Raw genomic sequence first — 23,526 nt, 5'->3', positions numbered from 1 at the left:
GTAAGGCATTGTTTTTATAGTAATAAATCAGTTTTTTAGTCTTTACTTTAAGCTGTGAGTAAATATAAATTTTATAATCGCAACTTTATGACTCTATGAAATAGAAAAAGAGTTCCTCAGTAAAACTTACCAAAGAACTCTTTTAATAATAATTTGCGAATAATTGATAAGCTTACTCTTTAACTATCTTCATAGTTTGCGAACCTAATTCTGTTTCAATATTTGCAAGGTAAATACCTGCCACTAAATCACTAATATCATAATTTGCTTGTTCGTTAAATGTCTTTATTAAACGACCAGTAATGTTATAAAGTGTTACACTTTCTATAGTTGTATTTGATTCAATTTTGAAGTTATTTACTACTGGGTTTGGAAAAATACGTGTTTCAATGTCGTTATTTGAAAGATCATCAATACCTAAAGTTCCATCTTTTTCAAGTATAACATCTTGTATCCTAAAAATTGGGTTTGTTGTATTATCTACATTAAGCATTTCTTCAAGTGTAATAGTAACCGTAAGTGGCGAACCTGAAACAAGTGAAATAATTTCTCCAAACTGAAAATTGATCTCGGGAGAAGCGCCACCAGTAGTTCCATCAGACGCATAAGCAAATGTTGTATCTGAATATCCTGTTACAGAAACTGTACCATTAACACTACATCCTCCTCTTTTTTCCAAAGTTAAATTAAGTGGTGTAAGTATAGCTGTAGCTGAATTAGTAGTAACAGTGAAAATAATCGTACCTGTTACACCATCATTTGTATTAGAATCCCCTAAAATACCTAAAAAGTTATTGTTAGTTGCTACCGTTCCACCACCCAATGCAGTAACGATGGCTGGGTCATTAATATCATCTGCATCTTGTTGTCCTACAGTAAATATTTGAAGATCCGCACCTGCAGCATCAAATGAAGCTTCGCTGCTCAGCTGTGCAAAAGAAAATGTTAAAGCTCCTAAAAAAGCGATTGTAAAAAGTAATTGTTTTTTCATAATATATGTGGTTTAAAAATTAGTTAGTCAAAGTTAAGTTTATGCAGTGATTTTAATTTGCTGAATTCATTCTAAACCATACTCATTTCTTGTAAAAAGGCTAAACCTAATCTGAAAAACAAGTATTTATGATATTATCAGTATTGATTTTAATTTTTTAAATTCTAGATCAAAACAAATTTAGTTATTACGTAAAGCGTAATTAGAATACTTCTTTTTATTCTTTTTTAGAGATTTGTTAGACGGCATTTCTGGATAACTGACTAAGAAATTATGAGCATCAATTAAGTTAATTAAATAATGGGTTGTTCCTTTGGGTAAAATAGCAGTTATTGTTCCATCTGTGTTTATTTCTGCATCGGTTTTAAACCACTCCTCGTAACGAAGCCCTCCATTAATTGTGTATAATAAATTAGCCTTTATCACCTTAGCGCCATTTTCTTTGTATTTAAAATTAACTTGGTTATTTTTTTTAGACACAAATAATACAGTAGGAACCGTTTCTTTATGTTCTAAATCTCCTTTATAATATGGATTGTAAGATGGGTAGCTCGCGTTCATTTCTGTTAAAATTTCAGTCAGTCGCTTGTTCATTTTTATTGTTATCTCAGGACTTGATGTTGCTAAATTATTAGCCTCCTCAATATCTGTGCGTTCTGCTTTACCATTAATGGTTGTATATAACTTGTATAGTTCAAACTCTGGAGTATTAGGATTATTTTTAAAATCATAGTTTCTAATAAATTTATAATCTCCGTCACGCAATGTACTTTGGTAAGAAGCGTGTGGAAAGTGCCACATCATTGTCGTTCTTTCTTTTCCGTTATTATCTAGAACTAATTTAGAATCGGTAGGATCTGTTAACAATAAGTTAGATAAGTCTGAACCATCTAAATGCTTGTCTTTAGGTTTTTCAAGCCCTATTAAAGATAGAATTGTAGGATAAAAATCAAGCCCGTTTAAAACGACATCTGATTCTACTCCACTATCTATTCCTGGTCCAGAAATAAACAAAGGGACTCTTGTACCACCTTCTTTGGCATTTATCTTCCCTTTATCTAAAGGGTAATTATCTGTTACTATATCACCATGTGCTTTTTCCATACCACCATTATCTGAAGTAAAAATGATATAGGTATTTTCACTTAATTTATGACCAGGCCACCTTGGGTCATCGGTTGTTTCTAAATAGTTAAAAACTTGTCCCACATAATGATCTAACATTTCTACCATTGCTGCATAATAAGGATTGTTCTGTCCTTTTACTTCCCAATGCTCAGGATCTGTTGGATATGAAAGTCCTAATTTTTTACAATATTTTTCTAATAGAGCTTTACTCCTTGTGTGTATTGGTGCATGCACTAAATATGTGGCATAATATAAAAAGAAAGGGTCTTGTTTATTTTCTCTTAAAAAATTTAATGCATCTTCATTATTTTGATGAAAAGGAAAGCCGTCCTCATCTAATTGATAAGGATCTGATGTCGCCGAACTTGCAAAATCAGTTAGTCTATTTGGTTTTTGTGGACTTGTTGCGCCACGATTAGCTGTTGAGATATCAAAACCTTGGTCTTCTGGTTGTGGAAATGCAAAGTGATTAATTGCCATGTGCCACTTTCCTGCATGGCCAGTAGTATATCCATTTTGTTGTAGCACTCTTGCTAATGTCATTTCATTTGCTGGTATACGGCCACTATACCAAGGATCCATAAGCCGTTGTGTACTTTTGTTAGCATGCACTGTCGGTGGAGCACCACCAACAACATGTGTTTTTTGAGCTCTTGCAGGATGTGTTCCGCTCATTATTGCACATCTACTGGGAGCGCATGTTGGAGCTGGTGAATAAGCCTGCCAAAACTGTACACCTTTTTTCGCTAATGCGTCAATATTTGGTGTTTCGTAGGGAGAAGGCTTGTCAACGTCATAAGCCTTTACATCTTGCCATCCTAAATCATCAGTGAGCAAAAGCAAGATATTGGGTTGAGGTCTATCTGCATTAACTATTTCAGAGCTTGATACTTTTAAGTTTTTTATATTACAGCTAATACTGACACTTATTACAACTGTAAAAATTATAAGGTATTTGTATCTCATTTTTGTTAAGTTTATTTCGTCTTATACTATGCTTCTAATATTATCTTTCTTAATAATTTTTAGATAGGCTTTCGTTATTTCGCTAAATAACAAAACTATTAATTCATACCCTGTCTCAAATAGTTTTAAACTTTGCTTAGATCAATCTGTTTGACTACTAAATTCAACTTAATCTTATACATTCAGCATTCTATATTTTAGTATAAATGTCAATTATCGACCATATTAAGTGGATTATAGAAAGAAATAGGGCGATAAGAGAAAATATTACAGTAGTATCTTAATTATCTTTCAAAAAATTTAAGACGCTAATTTTATGATTCCAATATTTAAAATTATTGCAATTATTATAAGACTTAAAAACAACATTTTTGAAAACTAAATACCCTACTAATATGATACATAAATTATTTACAAAAAGAGAGGTGCATTATAAAAGCACTTTGCTTTTAGCGTTGTTATTTTTGGTTTCTTTTTCTTATGCTCAAGTAGGAGTCGGAAACACAAATCCACAAGCGGCTTTAGATATTACAGCATCTAACCAAGCATCACCATCTAATGAGGATGGTATTTTAATCCCTAGAGTTGATGATTTTCCCGCAACAGCCCCTACAGCTGCCCAAAATGGTATGCTTATTTATCTTACCACGACAGTTGGACCTGACACAAAAGGGTTCTATTATTGGGACAATGCTGTGACAGATTGGATAAGATTTTCAAGTATTGAAAGATTAAATGATCTATCTGATGGAAAATCTGATGTAGGTGGTGCTACTCCTGGTTCTTCGATTTTTATAGGTATAGATGCAGGGCTAAATGATGATGGTAATCACAATCAAAATGTTGGTGTAGGTTTTAACGCATTAATGACAAATGTATCTGGCGATGCTAATTCTGCTTTTGGATTTCAAGCATTAACTTTAAGTACTACGGGTTTGAATAATTCTGCTTTTGGTTTTAGATCTCTAGCTACAAATAGCACAGGACGAAGAAATTCTGCTTATGGTAGGGGTTCTTTAGAAGGAAACACTACTGGTAGTTTTAACACTGCTTTAGGAACACTAGCCTCTGCTAGCAATACAACTGGTGGAAATAATGTAGCCATAGGTGATTGGGCACTGTTCTCTAATGTAACTGGAGGTGCTAATACCGCAGTTGGTAAAGAGGCCTTATATACTAATACTGCCGCACAAAATACTGCGGTTGGTTTCCAAGCTTCATATCTAAATGCAGGAGGGGAACAAAATACTAGTGTAGGATATCGGGCGCTATATTCAAATGTTTCTGGTGAAAATAATTCTGCATTTGGTCATGGTGCACTTAATTCTAGTACAGGAAATAATAATTCTGCGTTTGGAGTTAACGCTTTGTCTGGCACCACAACAGGTACTTCTAATGTTGCTATTGGCGCAAATGCAGGAAGTGGCAATACTACTGGAGAAGACAATGTTCTTATTGGTTTTAATTCTGGCCTTTCTTTAACAGGAGGAATTAAAAATGTTTTTATAGGCAAAAACACGGGACGTGATGCAACAGGAAGCAATAACATTTTTATTGGCGATAATGCGGGCTTACACAATAGTTTTGATACGGTTGATAATACGTTGGTAATTCAAAACGCAAGTGGTCCGACTCCATTGATTTATGGAGAGTTTGATAACGATATAGTAAGAGTAAATGGAGAATTGCAAGTAGCGGATCCTAGCGGGACCGGATTTGCATTTCCGACAATAGATGGTACCGCAGATCAAATTTTGGTAACAGATGGCGCTGGCCAATTAACGTTTGAAGATCAAGCACCTGATGTTTCTATGTTTCCTATTATTAGAGCTACGCTTAGTACCAACCAAGCGCTTACTGCTACAGGATCTCAAAAAATTGCTTTTGATACGGTTGGGTTAAACCCTACTGGTTCAACCGAATTTAACACCACTGCTAACGAATTTGTAGCAGCATCTACTGGTGTTTATAGAATAGATGCTAGCTTTCATAGTACCACTTCCCAAACTAATACAGAATATTATGGAATTGTGGTACATATAAATGGTACGCCATATCAAGAGTATTCTGTAAATCATTATTATAATGGCACAGATTCCAGTCAAGTAGCAAGACAAATTTCATGTGTTGCGAATGTAACTTTCGGTCAATCAATAGAAGTTTATGTAATTAACAACCAAACGGGTGTTACGTTAGATTCATCTTCTACTAAAACACATGTTACAATTCAAAGGGTTAGATAATACACATTACAAATAATTTAGTATGAAAGCTTCTTGTTGTCAAGAAGCTTTTTTTGGTATTCTGTATGGAAATTTAAAATACATTTCTTATTAAGTTGTTTTAATAAGTTAAACGACATTATTCAATTACATCGCAGAAACAAATAGAAGTGAAGCCTATACATTGTTTTCTCCTATTATTACATCAAAGTCAATGGCACAGAGTAAGTAGCGTTAGATGTAAATAACTGTAATAATTCCATAACCTAACAAATACCTTATTCAATTCTTTATTCGGAATTATATAAAGTATAGAGAGAAACTTTCTCTTTTGCATAAGAGATTAAGTTATTCCACAAAAAAATATCCTTTAAAAATATTCATAAATACTTTTAAAGGATATATAATTTAAGGTCTAATTCAATAAGTGTTTACTCTATAAACTTGATTCCTTTAAGGAAGCCTTTTACAGAGCTCATAATTGTAGAAGCAATTAATTTTTCTTCTTCTTTTTCCCTTTTCCTTTTCCTTTCCCCTTATTCTTTTTAGAGGCATTTTTTATTTCTTTAGCACGTTCGTCTCCAAAAGCTTCCTTTAACGCTTTACCATAAGTTTTGTTATTTTCTTTTCTTTTTGCTTTTAGCTCATCCGATCCTTTTTCGTACGTTTCATTAATTTCTAAACTCGCTTTTGCGTGTGCAGTGTTTAATGTTCTTAAAGTTTCTTTTTCTTCAGCAGTAAGTGTTACTTTACTTTCTACACGCTCTATGTAAGCATTAACTTTTTTTTCTATTTTACTATCTAGATCACTTTGAGCAAATAATGAACTCGATAATGCGATACTAAAAACTAGGAATAATATTGATTTTTTCATAATGTTAAAATGGTTTAAAATTAATTAATTGAATAACAAATTTAGTTTATACTATTTTTAATAGCATTCTGCAAATCATCATTTAATTGCTGAAAACTATCATTTTTGCCTTTTTGAGTATTCTGATGGCGAAATCCCATGTAATTTTTTAAATGAAGTAGAAAAATAAGAATTAGACTCTATACCTATTTGATACATCACTTCTGCAACGTTAAAACCACTATTGCTATCTAATAACTCAGCTGCTCTCTGCAACCTAAAATTACGTAAATAAGCATTAGGGACTTGCCCAGTAAGTTGCTTCAGTTTTCTATAAAAATGTGATGAACTTAAACCAGCTTCTTTAGAAAGCTCTTCCACACCAAAATTTGAATTTGATAAATTATTCTCTATAATTTCCGTGATATTCTCTAAAAACTCCAAGTCTCTTTTAGAAAAACCTAATTCCTTTTTGTTTTTTGGTGGCACACTATTTTTTGAAAAATGAGTTTTTATTTTTACATTATTTTCTATAAGTTTCTGCAATCGAAGTTCTAAATGCTTTAAAGAAAATGGTTTGCTTATATATTCATCTGCCCCAAACTCTAAACCCTTAATTAAATCGACATTGTCACCTAAAGCTGTTAATAATAATACTGGTAGTTGACAAGTTTCTGGATTGGCTTTTATCCGTTTACATAATTCAAAACCATCCATTTCTGGCATCATTACATCACTTATAATTGTACTGAACTCCGTTTTTTTAATTTCCTCTAAGGCCTCTACTCCATTATTTGCTATGGTAATATTATAGGTGTCTGATAATGCATTATTAAGAAAATCTTGTATGTCTAACTCATTTTCAACTACTAATATATTATGCTGTTTTTTATTGTTTTTTTGACTATCCTTTTCTTGAATATTATTGGTTTGTAAAGGAACCCAATTTTTTATGAATGACTTTTTTTCTTCATTCACTTCAATAGCCACATCTTCAACCGCAGAAGAAGGAATCACAACGCTAAAACGTGTTTCCTTATTAGGTTTACTTTTTACAGAAATGCTTCCATTAAATAATTCCACCAAAGATTTACAAAATGATAATCCAATACCTCCTCCACTAACATTTCCATCTTGATTTCCTAATTGATAAAAACGTTCAAAAATGTTATTTAAACTTTCCTTCGGAATTCCTTTTCCGGTATCTATCACATCAATTTTTATGTTCTTAGCCTTATCTTCAAAAACAATGGACGCATTGATACTTATAGTTCCTTGAACTGGTGTGTTTTTGAAAGCGTTAGAGAGTAAATTAAAAATTATTCGTTCCAGCTTTTCTACATCAATAATAATTTCTTCATTTGGAGAACTTATTTTATAATGAAAATTAATATTCTTTTCTAATGCATAATTTTCAAAAGCCTCAGTTGTTGGGTATAAGAAATCCCCTAAAGTTAACTTAGTGTAGTTTAAATTTAGATAACCCTGTTCCGCCTGTCTAAAAGTGATCAACTGATCTATTAAACTTAAAAGTCGATGAGTGTTTCTTTTAATGATTGCTAAGAAGCGTTCACTTTCTGGATTGTTATTATTTTCAATTACCCTATCTAAAGGTCCTGAAATTAGTGTAAGAGGTGTTCTAAACTCATGAGATAAGTTTGTAAAGTATTTGAATTTTCCTTGGTTGATAACCTCTACCCTATTCTTGTCTAATTGCTCGTAAATCAATTTTTGTTTTAATTTTTCGTGCTGGACGAAATAAAACACAATACCGACACCAACACCTAAAAAGATTAGCACCAACAGTGTGTAACTCCACCAGGTTTGATACCAAAGCGGCAAAACAATTAATGTTACAGTTTTAGTTGAATCGCTCCAAATACCGTCTCCATTTGCAGACTTCACTTTTAAAGTGTAAGTTCCATCAGATAAATTAGTATATGTTATGGTAGATTTACCCTCATCTGTTTCTACCCAATCTTTGTTGAATCCTTCTAGTTTATAAGCTAATTTATTTTTAGCAGGTGCAGAGGTGTGTTCAGCTACTAAATTAAAGGATATAATACGTTGACTTTTGCAAATCTCAATTGTATCTGTTTCTGAAATTGCTTTGTCTAGAATAGTAATGTTATTTAATTTCTCACCAATTTTTACGGGTTTATTATTTACCAATAATGACGTTATTAATACGCGTGGCGAATGATTATTTAAAGCAATGTTCTCAGGGTCAAAAATAGTTAGTCCGTTTAGTCCACCAAAATACATATATCCTGATGAACCCAAGGTGTATGCTGATTGTCTAAAGTTGTTTTGAATTAATCCATCGCTAACATCAAAAATATTTAATTTGTTGGTGTCTGTACTAAACCTTACCAATCCCATATCTGTACTGAACCACATATTTTCACTGTTTTTTTGTGGTAATATGCCATAAATTACATCGTCTGGTAAAACATCGTTTTTTCTGAAATACTCTATTTTCTGAGGATTATTTTCACTATCTAAAGTTAATTTATTTAAACCTCCACCAAATGTACCTATCCAGATATTTTGCCTATTATCTTCAAAAAGTGTAAAAACTCGATTTGAACTTAGCATAATATTCCCTTTGTTGGCAGTATTTGTATTAAAATGATTTATAACTTCAATATTTCCATCGACATATTTACATTGCTTCAGGCCCTTATCTGTACCAAACCATAACTGACCATTGCTATGTTGTAAAAAACTTACAACTCTATTTGCGTCTAATTTTAAACGAGATTTTATAGTTATTTTTGGCTTCCTACTACCACTAAAGGCTTTCCAAGGATTCTCAATAACCAAAACTCTATTTCCAGAAAGCACAAAGTCTGTATCATTAATCTGAGTAATATTCCGAGTTAAAAACAATGAAGAACTAACTCCATTTAATAAAAATTGTATCTCCTTAAAATCGTTTTTTATTGGGTTGTATACCACTACTTTTTTGTCCGTACCAATCCAAATATAATTTCTTTTATCTTGATAAATACACCTTATAACATCATTAGATTCTATAGGTAATTTAGATTGTAAATCTTCAAATTTAATTTTGTCAATAGTATTGGCATTTATGGCATCTATACTTCGAAATAATTTTTTGTTATAACCAGAAACCCAGACTTTACCACTGCTATCTTCCAAAATTGAAGTAATTAAGTTATCTCCAATCGAAAACTTGTCATAAGGATTGTTAGAATATGAATAAAAAGGCTTTTGATAAAGATCTAGTTTATTAATACCTCCTTGAGCTGTACCTACCCAAAGCACATTAAAACTATCTTGATAAACCGTATTAATCTGAAGACTACTGATACTATTTTTATTCTTTACGTCATAATTGAAGTGTTTAAAAGAATTTAGAATAGGGTTAAATTTGTATAATCCATTTCCAATGGTTCCTATCCATAAAACATTATCATTATCTCTAAAAAGGCTATTAACAAAAATCGCAGAATCTTGATTGGGAACTTTAATTTCTTTGACCAAATAATTAGCATTTACATCTAAATTGGTGCTAAATAGTCCTTTTGTGGTTCCAACCCAAAAAATATTGTCCACCTTTATTATTTCAGTAATGTCTTTATCTTTAAAAAATTCGAAGTTATTTAAATTAGGAGTTTCCGATTTTAATGGTAGTGGATCAGACTGACACCTTACTTTTTTCAAACCATCAGTTGTTCCTAAAATTATTGAATTATTCAATCCAAAAGTAAATGTATTTACTTCTATAGGTTTTCCATTTAAATCTAAAATGTTTTCTGATACTTCAAAAACACCTTTTTTGATATCTTTTAGTTTGCAACGAATTAATTCTTTTGAAGAAGACACCCAGACATAACCGTCATCTCTAGATGCAATTTTATTGACATTGATATTCGATTTTAGTGGCACGGTAAAAAACTGTTCTAACCAAGGAATATATATATTAACCCCAACATTAGTCCCTATCCAAAGAATACCATCTTTATCATTAAATAAATAAGTTACATTATTGCTAGAAATGGAATACTCATCTTTTGACTGGGCACTATATGTTTTAAACTCATAACCGTCATAACGTATTAATCCGTTTGGTGTGGCATACCATAAAAATCCATATTTGTCTTGTGCAATAGCGTTGACTGTATTTTGATTGAAACCCTCACTATTAGAGATGCGTTCAAAATTTTGAGTATAAGCGTATTGCGTAAATAGTATTATTATGACACTAATAAGGCATATAATTCTGCGCATGTTATTTATTAAGTTTAACTGAAGAATATAAGCAATATAATTTATTGCTTTATAAATTCAAGTAATTTTTTTACCATAAATGGGCTTCCACAATAAAATGGTGCTCGCTCATGTATTTCTGTAGGAATAATGTCTAATGTACCTTGCCTACCATCAGTTGCAATACCATTAGCTTGTTCCGTTAAAAATGCTATTGGGTTACATTCATAAAGCAACCTTAGTTTTCCATCTGCATTAACAGTACTATTAGGATAAAGGTATATTCCACCTTTTATCATATTTCTATGAAAATCTGACACTAAAGAGCCTATATAACGTTGTGAATAAGGTCTATCTTCTTCAACTTCTTGACAGTATTTTATATATCGTTTTACCGATTCTGGAAAATGACTATAATTCCCTTCATTAACAGAATAAATAGATCCTTTTTCTGGAAATTTCATATTAGGGTGTGATAAATAGAAAGACCCAATTGCTGGATTAAGCGTAAATCCATTAACACCATCACCAGTGGTATAAACCAACATGGTAGAGGTACCATAAACAATATAACCTGCCGCTACTTGCTTTCTGCCAGGTTGCAAAAAATCTTTTTCTTCTACAGGTGTACCTTGTGGTGTGATTCTTCTATAGATGGAAAAAATAGTACCAACAGAAACATTAACATCTATATTAGACGAGCCATCCAAAGGATCCATAAGAACCACATATTTACCATTAGATGCTTTATCACGACCTTCAATAGTAATAAATTCGTCATTTTCTTCTGATACAATGCCGCAAACAATATTTCTATTCTTTAAGGATTGAATAAATGTATGGTTAGCGAATACATCTAATTTTTGTTGTTGTTCTCCTTGAACATTCATATCGCCAGAATCTCCAAACAAATCTACTAAACCAGCTTTGTTTACCTCATGATTAACCACTTTAGCAGCTAAACGTAAGGCGTTTAATAGACTTGATAATTCTCCACTGGAAAAAGGAAAAGAAGATTGGTTTTTTATAATAAACTCTCCTAATGTTGTTTTCTGATGACTCATAGTAGTTGATTTAGATATATGATTTCATCATTAACGCAGCACCTAAAGCACTTTCATTTTTACAATCAGAAATTTTTATTTGGATATCAGGGTTCAACAGCTCTAGAAACTTAATAAATATAAGGTTTTTATTAAATCCTCCTGAAATATAAACATCTTTAATAACTGTATTTTCATCAGAAATTAAATTAATACCTTGAATTACTTTTTTGCTCATTTCAAAAATTATTTGATAGTAAGCGGCTTCATAATTATCGTAATTTGTCAATAAATATGGATGTGCTTCAAAATCAGTATCAATTCCTTCAGATAAAAATACTCGTGCATCTGTATCTCTGATTTCATTGCATAAAACTTCATTTAATTCTAAGTGTAAATGCGTATCAATATCAACTTTAAAATAGGTACTTAACGCATCAATATACACCTCGTGAATTTTTCCAAGAAACTGCATGGACGATTTTATTTGCTGTTTCTGAGGGGTCATAAAACACAAACAGTTGTTTTTTAACTGATGTTGTGTTAAATTTTCTTTGCTAAAAGGATTCATCGCAATAATCCAAGTACCTGTTGACAATAGAATAAATTCATTGTTTTTTTCAGTTTCCAATATCGGAATTATTGAAGAAGAACTATCGTGCAATCCGGTTCCGATAGCAATTTCTCGTCCATTAAAAGTCGCTACAATTGCCTCTTTACCATTTTGTGGTGTGGGTAAATTTAAATTGTAATCTGACACCCACTTATGGTATTGCATAGTATCAAAATCCCAAGTCGCAGTATGCGCTCCTACAGAGGTAAAATCGGCAGTTATTTTTTTTGTAAAAAGGTAGCTTAAGTATTGTGGATAATGCAGAATTGAAACGACTTGGCTCCAAAACTCAGGTTTTTCTTTTTGTAATTTTAAAATCTGAAGTCCAGTGTTTAACATGCCATAAGCAGGCGAGGCTGTTCGTCTAGAAAATTCTTCCTGACCTCCATATTGGTCATAAAACTCATGATATTCATCTAAGTTTAGTGGCTTCAAATAATTGTATAATGGTGTTACTCTATTGCTTTTTTTATCTAAATAAATAAGACTTGCGCCATGGGTTGAAAAGTTGATGGCCTTAATATTATATTCCCCTTCTGATTGAATTCTTTTTATTTCATTTTGAATCCAATTTTCAATCGATTCTATATCATCGCAAGGATCTGCATCTTCATCCGTAATTTCATCAAATCGTGTTGAATTGCTATAAACGACATCCAACGTTTCATTAAATAAAAGAATTTTTTTATTGGTTTTTCCTATATCAATTACAGCAATTACATTCACCATCTCAATTCAAATTTTATAAAAAAAGGTGTTTGACCATATGAAAGTCAAACACCCTTTTTTGGTTATTCTATTTAGTTTTTAAATCCGTATAACGGACCATAATTTTCACATGCTCTATAATCAGCTCCTTCTATGTTTTCGCCAAAAGCAGACCATGCACTTGGTCTAAACACGTCGTCTTCACTAACGTTATGCATATTTACTGGAATACGTAACATCGCAGCTAATGAAATTAAATCAGCTCCAATATGTCCGTGAGAAATCGCTCCGTGATTCGCTCCCCATTTCGCCATTACAGTATAGACATCTTTAAAGCAACCTGATCCTGTTGTTCTTGGTACAAACCATGTTGTAGGCCAAGTTGGATTCGTTCTCTCATCTAATACTTCATGAACATCTTCAGGTAATTCTACACTCCAACCTTCTACTATTTGTAAAACTGGTCCAATCCCTTTTACCAAGTTTAATCTACACATTGTCATTGGTAACTCTCCAATTGTTTTAAATTGTGAAGAGAATCCTCCACCTCTAAAATATTCAGCAATTGCGGCTGGCCATTTGGTATTATCTAAACATTTTTGAACCTCTTCTTCTGTAATATCCCAGAATGGTTTCATGGTTGGATTACCATCAGCATCGGTTTGTTGTGCTGTAGCGTCTAAGGTTGTAGAACCAGAGTTGATTAAGTGAATTATGCCGTTTTCTGCAATACCAGTTAATTTCTTACCGGTTACACGCTCTACAGATTCTGGACTCCAGTAAGTTCTTACATCTGAGAATAACTGTGCTTTGTTGGTTAACAAGTGACCGAACAACATTGAAATAGCGTTTAGACAGTCATTTTCTGTAGCGAAAGTGTACGCTTGTCGAATGCCATTCCAATCAAAAGAAGAATTTAAAATAGACTCTGTAAAATCGGCGTTTGGTTGGTAATCGGTCCACTGACGTTGCCCTTGGAAACCTCCCATTATGGCATTTCTACCTTTAGATTCTTCTCCGAATCCCATATCTTTCAACTTTGGGTTTCCGTTCATTAAATCTTTACAGATTAAAGTCATTTTAACAACTTTTTCCCATTCAGCATCTTTTACTTCTGCTGATTTTTGAGCTTCAGGACTGTTATAATCTTTGCCTTCTTTACAGTTTTCTTTGGTCCAAGCTAATGCTTTTTCATATTCTTCATGGTCGTAAATACCTTCATCAATACGTCTTAATAACTCTACAGACTCCACAAATTCTGCTCTTACGCCTAAGTAATCTTGTAAAAAGTTAACATCTACCATAGAACCTGCAATTCCCATAGAACTGTAACCTATTGATAAATAAGACTTACCATTCATTTGAGCAACGGCTAAACCTCCTTTTACAAAACGTAATATTTTCTCAGATACATCTTGAGGAATGGTTTGGTCGCCTCCATCTTGAACTTCTTTACCATAAATTCCAAAAGCCGGTAATCCTTTTTGAGAATAGCCTGCTAATGCTGCCGCTAAATATACAGCACCAGGTCGTTCCGTTCCGTTAAAACCCCAAACGGCTTTAGGTGTTAAGGGGTCAGTGTCCATTACTTCAGTTCCATAACACCAACATGGCGTTACTGTTAAAGACACTTCAACACCTTCTCTTTTAAATTTATCTGCACAAGCTGCCGCATCTGCAACACCACCAATCGTAGTATCAGCAATAACAACTTCTACTTTCTCTCCACTTGGAAAACGTAAATTATCTTCTATTAATTTCGCCGCAGCTATAGCCATGTCCATCGTTTGAACTTCTAAAGACTCTCTTACGCCTAATTCACGTCCGTCAATCACAGGACGAATGCCTACTTTTGGTAATCTACCTATTAATCTACTCATGATTTATATTTTTTTTATTCTATGTGAATTGTTCTAATTCTGTTAATTGCTCATTTGAAAGTCCAGCTGGTTTAAAACCTGCCGCCCAACACATCATTAACATTTTAGCGCCTTTGTTTGCTACATCTAAAAAGTCCCATGCTTGCATTACATCTGGAGCTGTTGCGGTTGCACCATGCTTTTCCCATAAAGACACGTTTCTAGTTTTAAATGCTTCCATAGTTACTTCTGCCAATGCAGCTGTACTAGACAAAGCATATGGAGTACAATGAATTCCTTTAGGTACAAAAACCTTAACTTCTGGACACATTGCCCATATTTGTCTGTTCAATTCTTCTTCATCGTCAAACAATTCATGATGACTCATACATATTAATTCTAAAGGATGTGTATGCACAACCGCTAAATTTTCTGGATGATGAATAGAATTAAAAAGGTGAATGCTTGAGTGCGAAATCAATTCACATGTTGGACCAAAGTTTTCTCGTTTCCCTCCCCAAATAATAGAATAAGCAGTAGCATCTTCATTTATATATAAAATACAAGAGGCCTCTTCAAGCTTATTTACTAAATCTCTCAAATAGCAACCTGTACCTGTAATATAGATTACAAATCCTGCTGCGCCTTTTGGAAATTCAAATGGTACTTCTGTTCCAATACCTTGCACTTCTTCTTTAGAAAAGTATGAGGTTAAGTTCATAGAAATATTACCTGCATTACGCTCAGCCCACTCACGTTGCCATAAATAACCTGCAACTTCGGATACTTTTTTTAATTCTGCTTCTACTTGTGCTGGAAGTTTTATCGTTTTCATTTGTATATGTTTTTTGCTTTTTATTTGTCAAATGGTATATCCATATTAATCATAGCATCTCGTTCTGCACTTTGGTTATGAATGGCTTATATTATTTTAACTAAAATTATTGTAACAAAAATAGAGGCACTATACTCCTTATTAAATATTCAAAATCTGTATTTTTGTATCTAATTCAAACATTGACACTGCATGAAGTTTGTAAAAAACATTGAATTAGGTGACCCTTCTGCAAATCATCAAAACTTTATTGACCTGAAATTAAAGATGTTATGCTGTAGATATTGGTTGTTAGATTTATGGGATTGTCATGAAATGGTTTTTCCGTTTTGGAGGCTATATTGGAATAAAAACACAGGCGGCCAATTAATTCACCAAGAAGTTGTTTATGAAATGGATCCAAATCATATCTATATCATTCCTCCATTTACATCTTTTTCATCGCGCTATACAAAAAATCACAGCTATAATGAAGGCATTCATGTTTCCGGAAAACAATTAAATATTAAACACAATGAAGCTGATTTAGAGAATATGTTTCTCATCCATTTTTTTGCGCACTTCAATTTAGGTGTTCCTTTTGACAGTGTCTATCCTGGCATTTTAAAAATTGAATTAACAGATTATCTAAAGGATCGGTTACATTATTTAACCAATCGCTTAAAGATTGAAAATAAAAACTTTAAACTTACCTTTAATTTAAAATTACAAGCTTTTATTAAGGAAGCACTTACTAATATTGGACCTGAATTGTGGAAAACTATTAATATAGACGAGCGAGTCTTAAAAGTTATTCGCTATATAGAGGTTAACCTTGATAAAAAGTTGAGTAATACCGAAATGTCATCACTTGTAAATATGGCTCCAAATTCGTTTGCTCGATTGTTTAAAGAAGAAATGAATGTTACTTTGCATCAATTTGTTCAGAATAGAAAAATCGCAAAATCTTGTGAATTATTTGAACATACAAATAAGTCTATTGAAAATGTAGCTTTTAACTTAGGCTTTTCAGATCGCTATCATTTTTCCCGTGTTTTTAAATCCGTTACAGGATTGACACCTGCATCTTATAAATCTGGGAAATACACCTAAAATTTCTTTAAAAAGCATTCTTGAACTTAAGTTTAGTTAGGACTGTTTTAATGCTATGAAGATTTTGAGCAAGTAATTGACGGATTTGAGAAACGTTATTCATTCTATTTATTCATCCTTTGTAGAGACCAATTTTTTCGGTCTTAGGTTCTCATATTTCTATGACAATATTAAATTTTTCATTACAAAATATTGTTGAATACTTAAACACAGAAATCTTTCAATGTTTAAATTATACATATTATTGATTAATATGGATAAATTCTAAAAACACATTGTTATATAAGTTTGTTAACCACATTGACAAATAAGAATTCACTACTTTGTTTAATTCTAACAAAATATTTGAATTTATTATACATATCACAACATAAACTAAACGTAAACACTCATGAAAGAATTTAATCAATTTATAAACGGAAAGTTTGTAAAGTCTACTTCTTCAGAAGTAACAAAAGTACTTAACCCTTGTACAGAAGAAGTATTGTCAGAGATACCACATGGATCAGTTGAAGATGCCAACAAAGCATTAGATGCAGCAAAAGAATCACAACATGCTTGGAAATCTCTAACAGCAATTGAGCGCGCTGGTTATTTAAATAAAATGGCTAATGTCATTCGTGAAAATCGTGTGTTTTTAGCAGAGACTTTAGCAGCAGAACAAGCTAAAGTAATGGGATTAGCGCAAGTAGAAATTGATGTTACAGCAGATTATTTTGATTATTATGCAGGTTTTGCGAGACGAATAGAAGGAGAAATTATTCAGAGTGACCGTAAAAAGGAACACATCTTTTTACACAAAGCACCAATTGGCGTTGCCGTTGGTATCTTACCATGGAACTTTCCTTTCTTTGTAATGGCAAGAAAAGTTGCAGCATCATTAATAACAGGAAATACTTGTGTTATTAAACCGAGTTGTATAGCGCCAAATACAATAATGGAGTGGGTAGATTTAATTCAAAAAATCGATTTACCTGCAGGAGTATTAAACTTTGTGTGTGGTTCAGGACCAGTTGTTGGTAACGCATTGTCTAAAAGTCCAATTACGGGTATTATCAGTTTAACTGGTAGTGTTTTTGCTGGCCAGAAAGTAATGGAAGCCGCTTCTCAAAATATTACTAAAGTATCCTTAGAATTAGGAGGTAAAGCACCTGCAATTGTATGTGCCGATGCCAATTTAGAATTAGCAGTTAACGCTGTTGTTGGCTCAAGAATTATATATAGCGGACAAGTTTGTAATTGTGCAGAACGTGTGTATGTTGAAGAATCTATCCACGATCAATTTTTAGAAATGGTTACTGCTAAAATGAAAGCTATAAAGGTTGAAGATGCTTTTTCTGATAATAATCCTGATATGAGCGCCATGGTTTCTAAAATGCAACTAGACAAGGTAGCCGAAATGGTAGAGTTTGCTAAAAAAGAAGGAGCAGAAGTGTTACTTGGTGGAAATAAATCGACTCAGTTTGACAAAGGCTATTTTTACCAACCTACGTTGTTAACTAACGTAAAACAAGACATGCAAATTATTCAAGATGAAGTTTTCGGTCCTGTTTTACCTGTAATGAAATTTAGCACTTTAGATGAAGCTATTGCATTAGCAAATGATTCTGAATATGGATTAACATCATCAATTTTTTCAGAAAACTTCAATAAAGTAATGCATGCTGCAGAAGAATTACAATATGGAGAAACTTATATAAATAGAGAACATTTTGAAGCAATTCAAGGGTTCCACGCAGGATGGAAGAAATCTGGAATTGGTGGTGCTGATGGAAAACATGGTATGGAAGAATACCTTCAAACTAAAGTGATTTACGCTCAATACAGATAGAAATTAATAGCAGATTATACTAGCATCGTTCATTTTTAGATTTTAACTTGAATGGTGCTTTATTTCACTGAAACAAAAAACCTAGCTAAATGACAAATTCAACAAAAATACCAGTAGTATCTAAAGAGGTTATTGTGCCATTTGTACTCATCACTTCTTTATTTGCACTTTGGGGTTTTGCCAATGATATTACCAATCCTATGGTCGCTGCGTTTGGGACTGTAATGGAAATTTCAACCGCCAAAGCGGCATTGGTGCAATTGGCATTTTATGGTGGTTATGCTACAATGGCTATTCCTGCTGCTCTTTTTGTTAGAAAATATAGCTATAAAAAAGGAATTCTATTAGGTTTAACACTTTACGCTGTGGGAGCTCTTTTATTTTTCCCAGCCGCCAAATTTGAGGTTTTTGGATTCTTCTTAGGGTCTTTGTACATTTTAACGTTTGGATTGGCTTTTTTAGAAACTACAGCAAACCCTTTTATACTTTCTATGGGTGATGAACGTACAGCAACCCAACGTTTAAACTTAGCCCAAGCTTTTAATCCTATCGGTTCTTTATTTGGGATGTTTGTAGCATCAAAATTTATACTTGTCGCTTTAGATTCTGATAAACGAAATGAAGCTGGTAAACTTATTTTTAATACACTAGATGAAGCGCAAAAAGCCCTAATTAGAACCCACGATTTAGAAATTATTAGAAACCCATATGTTATTCTCGGTTTTGTGGTTATCGCAATGTTAGTTGTTATTTCTATTACTAAAATGCCTAAAAGAACTGCTAGCGCAAACCCTACAAGTGCTGCATCATCATTTAAGAGATTATTTAAAAACGGAAAATACAAGGAAGGCGTTTTAGCCCAATTATTTTATGTAGCTGCTCAGATTATGTGTTGGACATTTATTATTCAATACGCAGGAAATCTTGGGATACCAAAAGCAGAAGCTCAAAATTACAATATTGTAGCCATGGCTATATTTTTATGTAGTAGATTTATAAGTACGTTTTTAATGAAGTATGTCAATTCTAGAAAACTACTCATGATTTTTGCGCTATGTGCTATGGCAACCATGTCTGGAGTTATCTTAATTGAAGGTATTGTAGGTCTGTATTTATTAGTGGCCACTTCAGCATTTATGTCATTAATGTTTCCAACCATTTACGGTATTGCATTAGACGGTTTAAGAGCAGACGACACTGCGATTGGTGCAGCTGGTTTAGTTATGGCAATTGTTGGAGGCGCTTTAATGCCAATTTTACAAGGATTAATGATAGATACTGATCAAATTGGCCCATTATCTGGTGTTAATTTTTCTTTTATTTTGCCTTTTATATGTTTTTGCTTTATAGCAATTTATGGTTATCGAACTTTAAAGATTTATAAATAAGAAAGCGCAATTAAAACTTTAGAAATTTTAAAATGGAAATAAAAATAAATCCCAAATATCCTTCAGTAACGGATTTAAGAAAAAGAGCGATGGTTAAAATGCCAAAATTCGCTTTTGAATACTTAGATGGTGGATGTAATGAAGATATAAATTTAGATAAAAATCGTACTGATCTTCAGAAAATTGAATTGATGCCACAATATTTATCAAAATTTGACAAATCTAATTTAAAAACAGAATTGTTTGGGCACACTTACGATGCTCCTTTTGGAATTGCTCCCGTTGGTTTACAGGGTTTAATGTGGCCAAATTCACCAGAAATTTTGGCAAAATCAGCTTTCAGTCATAACATTCCTTTTATACTAAGTACAGTAACCACATCTAGTATTGAACGTGTTGCAGAATTAACCGAAGGAAAATCTTGGTTTCAACTTTATCATCCTGCTGAAGAAAAAGTAAAGAGAGATTTATTAGATAGGGCGGCGCATGCAGGAACTGATGTTTTAGTCATTCTAGCAGATGTACCAACATTTGGTTACAGACCTAGAGATGTTAGAAATGGCTTAGCCATGCCACCATCTATGAGTCTAAAAAATATTATTGAAGTTTTTAGAAAACCAGATTGGGCTATTCAAACTTTAATACACGGACAACCCGCTTTTAAAACGATGGAAAAATATATGCCTAAAGGACTAAGTTTAAAAAAATTAGGTGAATTTATGGATGTTACTTTTTCTGGTCGTTTAAATGAAGACAGAATAGCGTCTATAAGAGATCAATGGAAAGGGAAATTAGTTATTAAAGGTATTGTAAATGAAATAGATGCTCAAAAAGCGATTAATTTAGGTGTCGATGGATTAATTGTATCTAATCATGGTGGGAGACAATTAGATGCTGGTCAATCTTCAATTGTACCCATGACACATTTGGCAAAAAAATTTAAGAATGAGATAAAAATCATGGTAGACTCTGGTTTACGTGGTGGTCCAGATATTGCAAGAGCAATGGCAAATGGAGCAGAATTTACATTTATGGGACGTAGTTTTATGTATGGTGTTGGAGCATTAGGAAAAGAAGGAGGAAACCATACTATTTCTTTAATGAAACGCGAATTTCAACAAGTTATGGAGCAACTATGCTGTGAACGTGTTGAGGATTTACCAAAACATATAGTAATTAAATAATCTTAAAATAATAATTGTCATTAACATACAATTATTCCTAGAAGAAAAGCCGCTGTAGGGAGCGGCTTTTTTTTATTTAATATCCTTAAAGTAAACTTTTAAATAATGGTTTAAGGTTTACTTCATTAAGAATCTACTCAATATAAAATGATTTAAAAGCTCCGCGGTTTTAGACTTCAGGTAAAAACCTCTTATTCAATAATTTAAAATTATTCATTGTTTGTTTGAAATAAAAAAAGCCTCACATTTCTGTAAGGCTTCATTTAAAAAGTGGTCCCACTTGGGCTCGAACCAAGGACCACCTGATTATGAGTCAGGTGCTCTAACCAACTGAGCTATGGGACCAATTAACATTGCTGTTAATTTTACTCTTATTTAAAAGAGTGTGCAATATTACTACATATTTTAAAACTCTACAAGAAAAATAAATCGTTTTAGTCCTTTATCTCCTGACATAGTTCTATTAGAACGCCATTTGTAGATTTTGGATGCAAAAAAGCAATTAATTTATTGTCTGCTCCCTTTTTAGGTTCTTTATGAATCATAGTAAAGCCTTCTTCCATTAATCGTTTTATTTCATCTTCAATATTATCTACTGCAAAAGCGATATGATGAATACCTTCGCCTTTTTTTTCAATAAACTTTGCAATAGGACTTTCTTCATTAGTAGCTTGAAGCAGTTCTATTTTATTTGGTCCGCATTTAAAAAAAGATGTTTTTACACCTTCACTTTCTACATCTTCAATTTTATAATGTTTTTCTCCGAATAAGGATTTAAACAACTGATTAGAATTTTCTAAATCTTTAACAGCAATACCAATATGTTCTATTTTTTTCATCTTTAATCTACTGAAGCAGTTCTATTTTCAATTTTTAAGTGTAATTGATTCATAAAATCAAATTCTACCATCAAAAATAAGATAATCCTTAAATATCATCTACTTTTGCAGAAGTTTAGTTAGAATAGGCATTATGGAAGAATTTACACAAAGACAAAAAAAAATTGGAGGCATCCTTCAACAAGACTTAGCGCAAGTATTACAAAAAGCAGCCACAGATGGTGGATTGCGTGGTGTAATAATATCAGTAAGTAAAGTAAATGTTACTACAGACTTATCGGTGGCTAAGGTATATCTTAGTATTTTTCCAAACAAAGAAGCACAGCCGTTATTAGAAGGCATTAAATCTAATAAACCACTTATTAGGCATGAATTATCGCAACGAACACGTCATCAATTAAGACGAATGCCACAATTAGAGTTTTTTATAGATGATTCATTAGAATATATTGATGGCATTGAACGTTCTCTTAAAGGTGAAGACAACCCTCTAGAAAACCCAGATTTATTAGGTAAGCGCAAAAAGTCTTAAGTGAATTTTCCTTTATATATAGCAAAACGATATTTGTTTTCAAAAAGCAGTAATAATGCCATTAATATAATGACATTGATTGCTTCAGGAGGCGTCATTATTGCATCAGCAGCACTTTTAATTGTGTTGTCTGTTTTTGCTGGTTTAAAGGATTTTAGTCTACAATATTCTTCTTTTGTTGATCCAGATTTAAAATTGATACCTACAGAAGGTAAATCATTTCAATGGACAGAAAAAGACAAAGCATCACTAATTAAAATCGATGGTATCGATTCCTACTCTAAGATTGTAGAGGAGCGTATTTTCATAAAATCTGACAATAAAAATTTAGTTGCCACTCTAAAAGGTGTTGATGAAAATTACCTTAAAGTTACCAACATCGATTCTATGGTTACAAAAGGTAATTGGATTACACCAGGAACTAATGATGTTGTTTCGGGTTGGGGAATATCTAATAATCTATCATTCGGAATTTTAGATTACTTACAACCTTTATCATTATATGTGCCTAAAGTTGGTGTTGGCCAAGCAAGCACGCCTCAAGGGTATTACAATTCTGTGTATGTAACTAATGTTGGATTATTTGAAATAAACGAAGAATTAAACAATAAATATATGTTTGCCGATATTGAATTGGCAAGACAACTTTTAAATTTTGCTGATAATCAATTGAGTGCTGTTGAACTAAAATTAAATAATGATAGCGACGAAGATCACATAAGATCACAACTTAAAGCAACTTTTGGCGATAAGTTTATCATTAAAAACAGAGCTGAATTAAATGATGCTCTATTCAAAATGTTGAATACAGAAAACCTTGCTATTTACCTCATTTTTACGTTAGTCATAATCATTGCATTATTCAATGTAATTGGTGCCATAATTATGATGATTTTAGATAAAAAGAAATCTCTCAACACGTTATTTCATTTAGGTACAGAAACCAAAGCGATTAAATCTATTTTCTTTCTACAAGGTAGTTTAATGACTATTGTGAGTGGAATTATAGGTGTTGTGATAGGTATAATCGTAGTGTTTGTACAGCAGACTTTTGAATTGGTTATGCTTACACCTGACTTAGCTTATCCTGTACGTCTTAACTTCTTCAATGTTATTTTGGTATTAGTAACCATTTTTGCTTTTGGTATAATGGCATCAAAAATTGCATCCCAACGTATTACGCCTAGCTTAATTAAAAGCTAAAAT

16 protein-coding genes and 1 tRNA gene are annotated in these 23,526 nt (G+C 32.5%); 7 read left to right on the top strand and 10 right to left on the bottom strand.

What is annotated here, in order from left to right; all coding sequences use genetic code 11:
- Positions 1-172: 172 nt before the first annotated feature.
- A complete protein-coding gene (locus Q0891_RS01200) occupies positions 173-991 on the bottom strand; it encodes a T9SS type A sorting domain-containing protein (protein WP_299098234.1) in 819 nt (272 codons plus the stop codon).
- A gap of 180 nt (positions 992-1,171) precedes the next feature.
- Positions 1,172-3,085 (bottom strand): sulfatase, encoded by a 1,914-nt coding sequence (locus Q0891_RS01195; RefSeq protein WP_299098233.1) that lies wholly within the window; start codon positions 3,083-3,085, stop codon positions 1,172-1,174.
- 395 nt (positions 3,086-3,480) lie between these two features.
- Between Q0891_RS01195 and Q0891_RS01190 the strand changes: the two genes are divergently transcribed.
- Positions 3,481-5,328, top strand: a complete 1,848-nt coding sequence (locus tag Q0891_RS01190; RefSeq protein ID WP_299098232.1) for a hypothetical protein — start codon at positions 3,481-3,483, stop codon at positions 5,326-5,328.
- A gap of 472 nt (positions 5,329-5,800) precedes the next feature.
- Here Q0891_RS01190 and Q0891_RS01185 read toward each other — a convergent pair whose 3' ends face one another.
- The 6 genes from Q0891_RS01185 to rhaD form a co-directional block, all read right to left on the bottom strand.
- A complete protein-coding gene (locus tag Q0891_RS01185; RefSeq protein WP_299098231.1) occupies positions 5,801-6,181 on the bottom strand; it encodes a hypothetical protein in 381 nt (126 codons plus the stop codon).
- A gap of 99 nt (positions 6,182-6,280) precedes the next feature.
- Complete coding sequence (locus Q0891_RS01180; protein ID WP_299098230.1) at positions 6,281-10,417, bottom strand: two-component regulator propeller domain-containing protein; 4,137 nt, start codon at positions 10,415-10,417, stop codon at positions 6,281-6,283.
- A 41-nt stretch (positions 10,418-10,458) separates the two neighbouring features.
- Positions 10,459-11,460: a class 1 fructose-bisphosphatase gene (fbp, locus tag Q0891_RS01175; protein ID WP_299098229.1), complete on the bottom strand. Its 1,002-nt coding sequence runs from the start codon at positions 11,458-11,460 to the stop codon at positions 10,459-10,461.
- A gap of 10 nt (positions 11,461-11,470) precedes the next feature.
- Positions 11,471-12,781 carry an FGGY family carbohydrate kinase gene (locus tag Q0891_RS01170; RefSeq protein WP_299098228.1) on the bottom strand — a complete coding sequence of 437 codons (1,311 nt, stop codon included), beginning with the start codon at positions 12,779-12,781 and terminating at the stop codon, positions 11,471-11,473.
- 71 nt (positions 12,782-12,852) lie between these two features.
- A complete protein-coding gene (locus Q0891_RS01165) occupies positions 12,853-14,640 on the bottom strand; it encodes an L-fucose isomerase (RefSeq protein ID WP_299098227.1) in 1,788 nt (595 codons plus the stop codon).
- Positions 14,641-14,659: 19 nt separating this feature from the next.
- Complete coding sequence (gene rhaD, locus Q0891_RS01160; protein ID WP_299098226.1) at positions 14,660-15,454, bottom strand: rhamnulose-1-phosphate aldolase; 795 nt, start codon at positions 15,452-15,454, stop codon at positions 14,660-14,662.
- A gap of 192 nt (positions 15,455-15,646) precedes the next feature.
- On the opposite strand from rhaD, the gene Q0891_RS01155 reads away from it, so the two are divergent.
- From Q0891_RS01155 to Q0891_RS01140, 4 genes are all read left to right on the top strand, one after another.
- Entirely contained in the window at positions 15,647-16,546 is a 900-nt protein-coding gene (locus Q0891_RS01155) for an AraC family transcriptional regulator (RefSeq protein ID WP_299098225.1), read from the top strand.
- A 391-nt stretch (positions 16,547-16,937) separates the two neighbouring features.
- Positions 16,938-18,377, top strand: coding sequence for an aldehyde dehydrogenase (gene aldA / locus Q0891_RS01150; protein ID WP_299098224.1), 1,440 nt, complete (start codon positions 16,938-16,940; stop codon positions 18,375-18,377).
- A gap of 89 nt (positions 18,378-18,466) precedes the next feature.
- Positions 18,467-19,765 carry an L-fucose:H+ symporter permease gene (gene fucP, locus Q0891_RS01145; protein ID WP_299098223.1) on the top strand — a complete coding sequence of 433 codons (1,299 nt, stop codon included), beginning with the start codon at positions 18,467-18,469 and terminating at the stop codon, positions 19,763-19,765.
- A gap of 32 nt (positions 19,766-19,797) precedes the next feature.
- Complete coding sequence (locus Q0891_RS01140) at positions 19,798-20,949, top strand: alpha-hydroxy acid oxidase (RefSeq protein WP_299098222.1); 1,152 nt, start codon at positions 19,798-19,800, stop codon at positions 20,947-20,949.
- A gap of 271 nt (positions 20,950-21,220) precedes the next feature.
- Here Q0891_RS01140 and Q0891_RS01135 read toward each other — a convergent pair.
- Positions 21,221-21,294, bottom strand: a tRNA-Ile gene (locus Q0891_RS01135).
- 89 nt (positions 21,295-21,383) lie between these two features.
- The gene (gene mce, locus Q0891_RS01130; RefSeq protein ID WP_299098221.1) at positions 21,384-21,788 is read right to left on the bottom strand and encodes a methylmalonyl-CoA epimerase; all 405 of its coding nucleotides are present in this window, start codon (positions 21,786-21,788) and stop codon (positions 21,384-21,386) included.
- Positions 21,789-21,921: 133 nt separating this feature from the next.
- Here mce and rbfA point away from each other — a divergent pair, with 133 nt between their 5' ends.
- Positions 21,922-22,320: a 30S ribosome-binding factor RbfA gene (gene rbfA / locus Q0891_RS01125; RefSeq protein ID WP_299098220.1), complete on the top strand. Its 399-nt coding sequence runs from the start codon at positions 21,922-21,924 to the stop codon at positions 22,318-22,320.
- Positions 22,321-23,523, top strand: a complete 1,203-nt coding sequence (locus tag Q0891_RS01120; RefSeq protein WP_299098219.1) for an FtsX-like permease family protein — start codon at positions 22,321-22,323, stop codon at positions 23,521-23,523.
- Positions 23,524-23,526: the final 3 nt, after the last annotated feature.

Origin of the sequence: uncultured Winogradskyella sp. (assembly GCF_947498005.1) — a bacterium.
GTDB lineage: Bacteria > Bacteroidota > Bacteroidia > Flavobacteriales > Flavobacteriaceae > Winogradskyella.
The sequence above is the reverse complement of the archived record's forward strand: the minus strand, read 5'-3'. Positions and strand labels throughout refer to the sequence as shown.

Coding starts and splice junctions, on each gene's coding strand:
- Q0891_RS01195 (WP_299098233.1), bottom strand. CDS start 3,085: ATGAGATACAAATACCTTATAATTTTTACAGTTGTAATAAGTGTCAGT.
- fucP (WP_299098223.1), top strand. CDS start 18,467: ATGACAAATTCAACAAAAATACCAGTAGTATCTAAAGAGGTTATTGTG.
- rhaD (WP_299098226.1), bottom strand. CDS start 15,454: ATGAAAACGATAAAACTTCCAGCACAAGTAGAAGCAGAATTAAAAAAA.
- Q0891_RS01185 (WP_299098231.1), bottom strand. CDS start 6,181: ATGAAAAAATCAATATTATTCCTAGTTTTTAGTATCGCATTATCGAGT.
- Q0891_RS01180 (WP_299098230.1), bottom strand. CDS start 10,417: ATGCGCAGAATTATATGCCTTATTAGTGTCATAATAATACTATTTACG.
- fbp (WP_299098229.1), bottom strand. CDS start 11,460: ATGAGTCATCAGAAAACAACATTAGGAGAGTTTATTATAAAAAACCAA.
- Q0891_RS01190 (WP_299098232.1), top strand. CDS start 3,481: ATGATACATAAATTATTTACAAAAAGAGAGGTGCATTATAAAAGCACT.
- Q0891_RS01155 (WP_299098225.1), top strand. CDS start 15,647: ATGAAGTTTGTAAAAAACATTGAATTAGGTGACCCTTCTGCAAATCAT.
- Q0891_RS01140 (WP_299098222.1), top strand. CDS start 19,798: ATGGAAATAAAAATAAATCCCAAATATCCTTCAGTAACGGATTTAAGA.
- aldA (WP_299098224.1), top strand. CDS start 16,938: ATGAAAGAATTTAATCAATTTATAAACGGAAAGTTTGTAAAGTCTACT.
- rbfA (WP_299098220.1), top strand. CDS start 21,922: ATGGAAGAATTTACACAAAGACAAAAAAAAATTGGAGGCATCCTTCAA.
- Q0891_RS01170 (WP_299098228.1), bottom strand. CDS start 12,781: ATGGTGAATGTAATTGCTGTAATTGATATAGGAAAAACCAATAAAAAA.
- Q0891_RS01200 (WP_299098234.1), bottom strand. CDS start 991: ATGAAAAAACAATTACTTTTTACAATCGCTTTTTTAGGAGCTTTAACA.
- Q0891_RS01165 (WP_299098227.1), bottom strand. CDS start 14,640: ATGAGTAGATTAATAGGTAGATTACCAAAAGTAGGCATTCGTCCTGTG.
- mce (WP_299098221.1), bottom strand. CDS start 21,788: ATGAAAAAAATAGAACATATTGGTATTGCTGTTAAAGATTTAGAAAAT.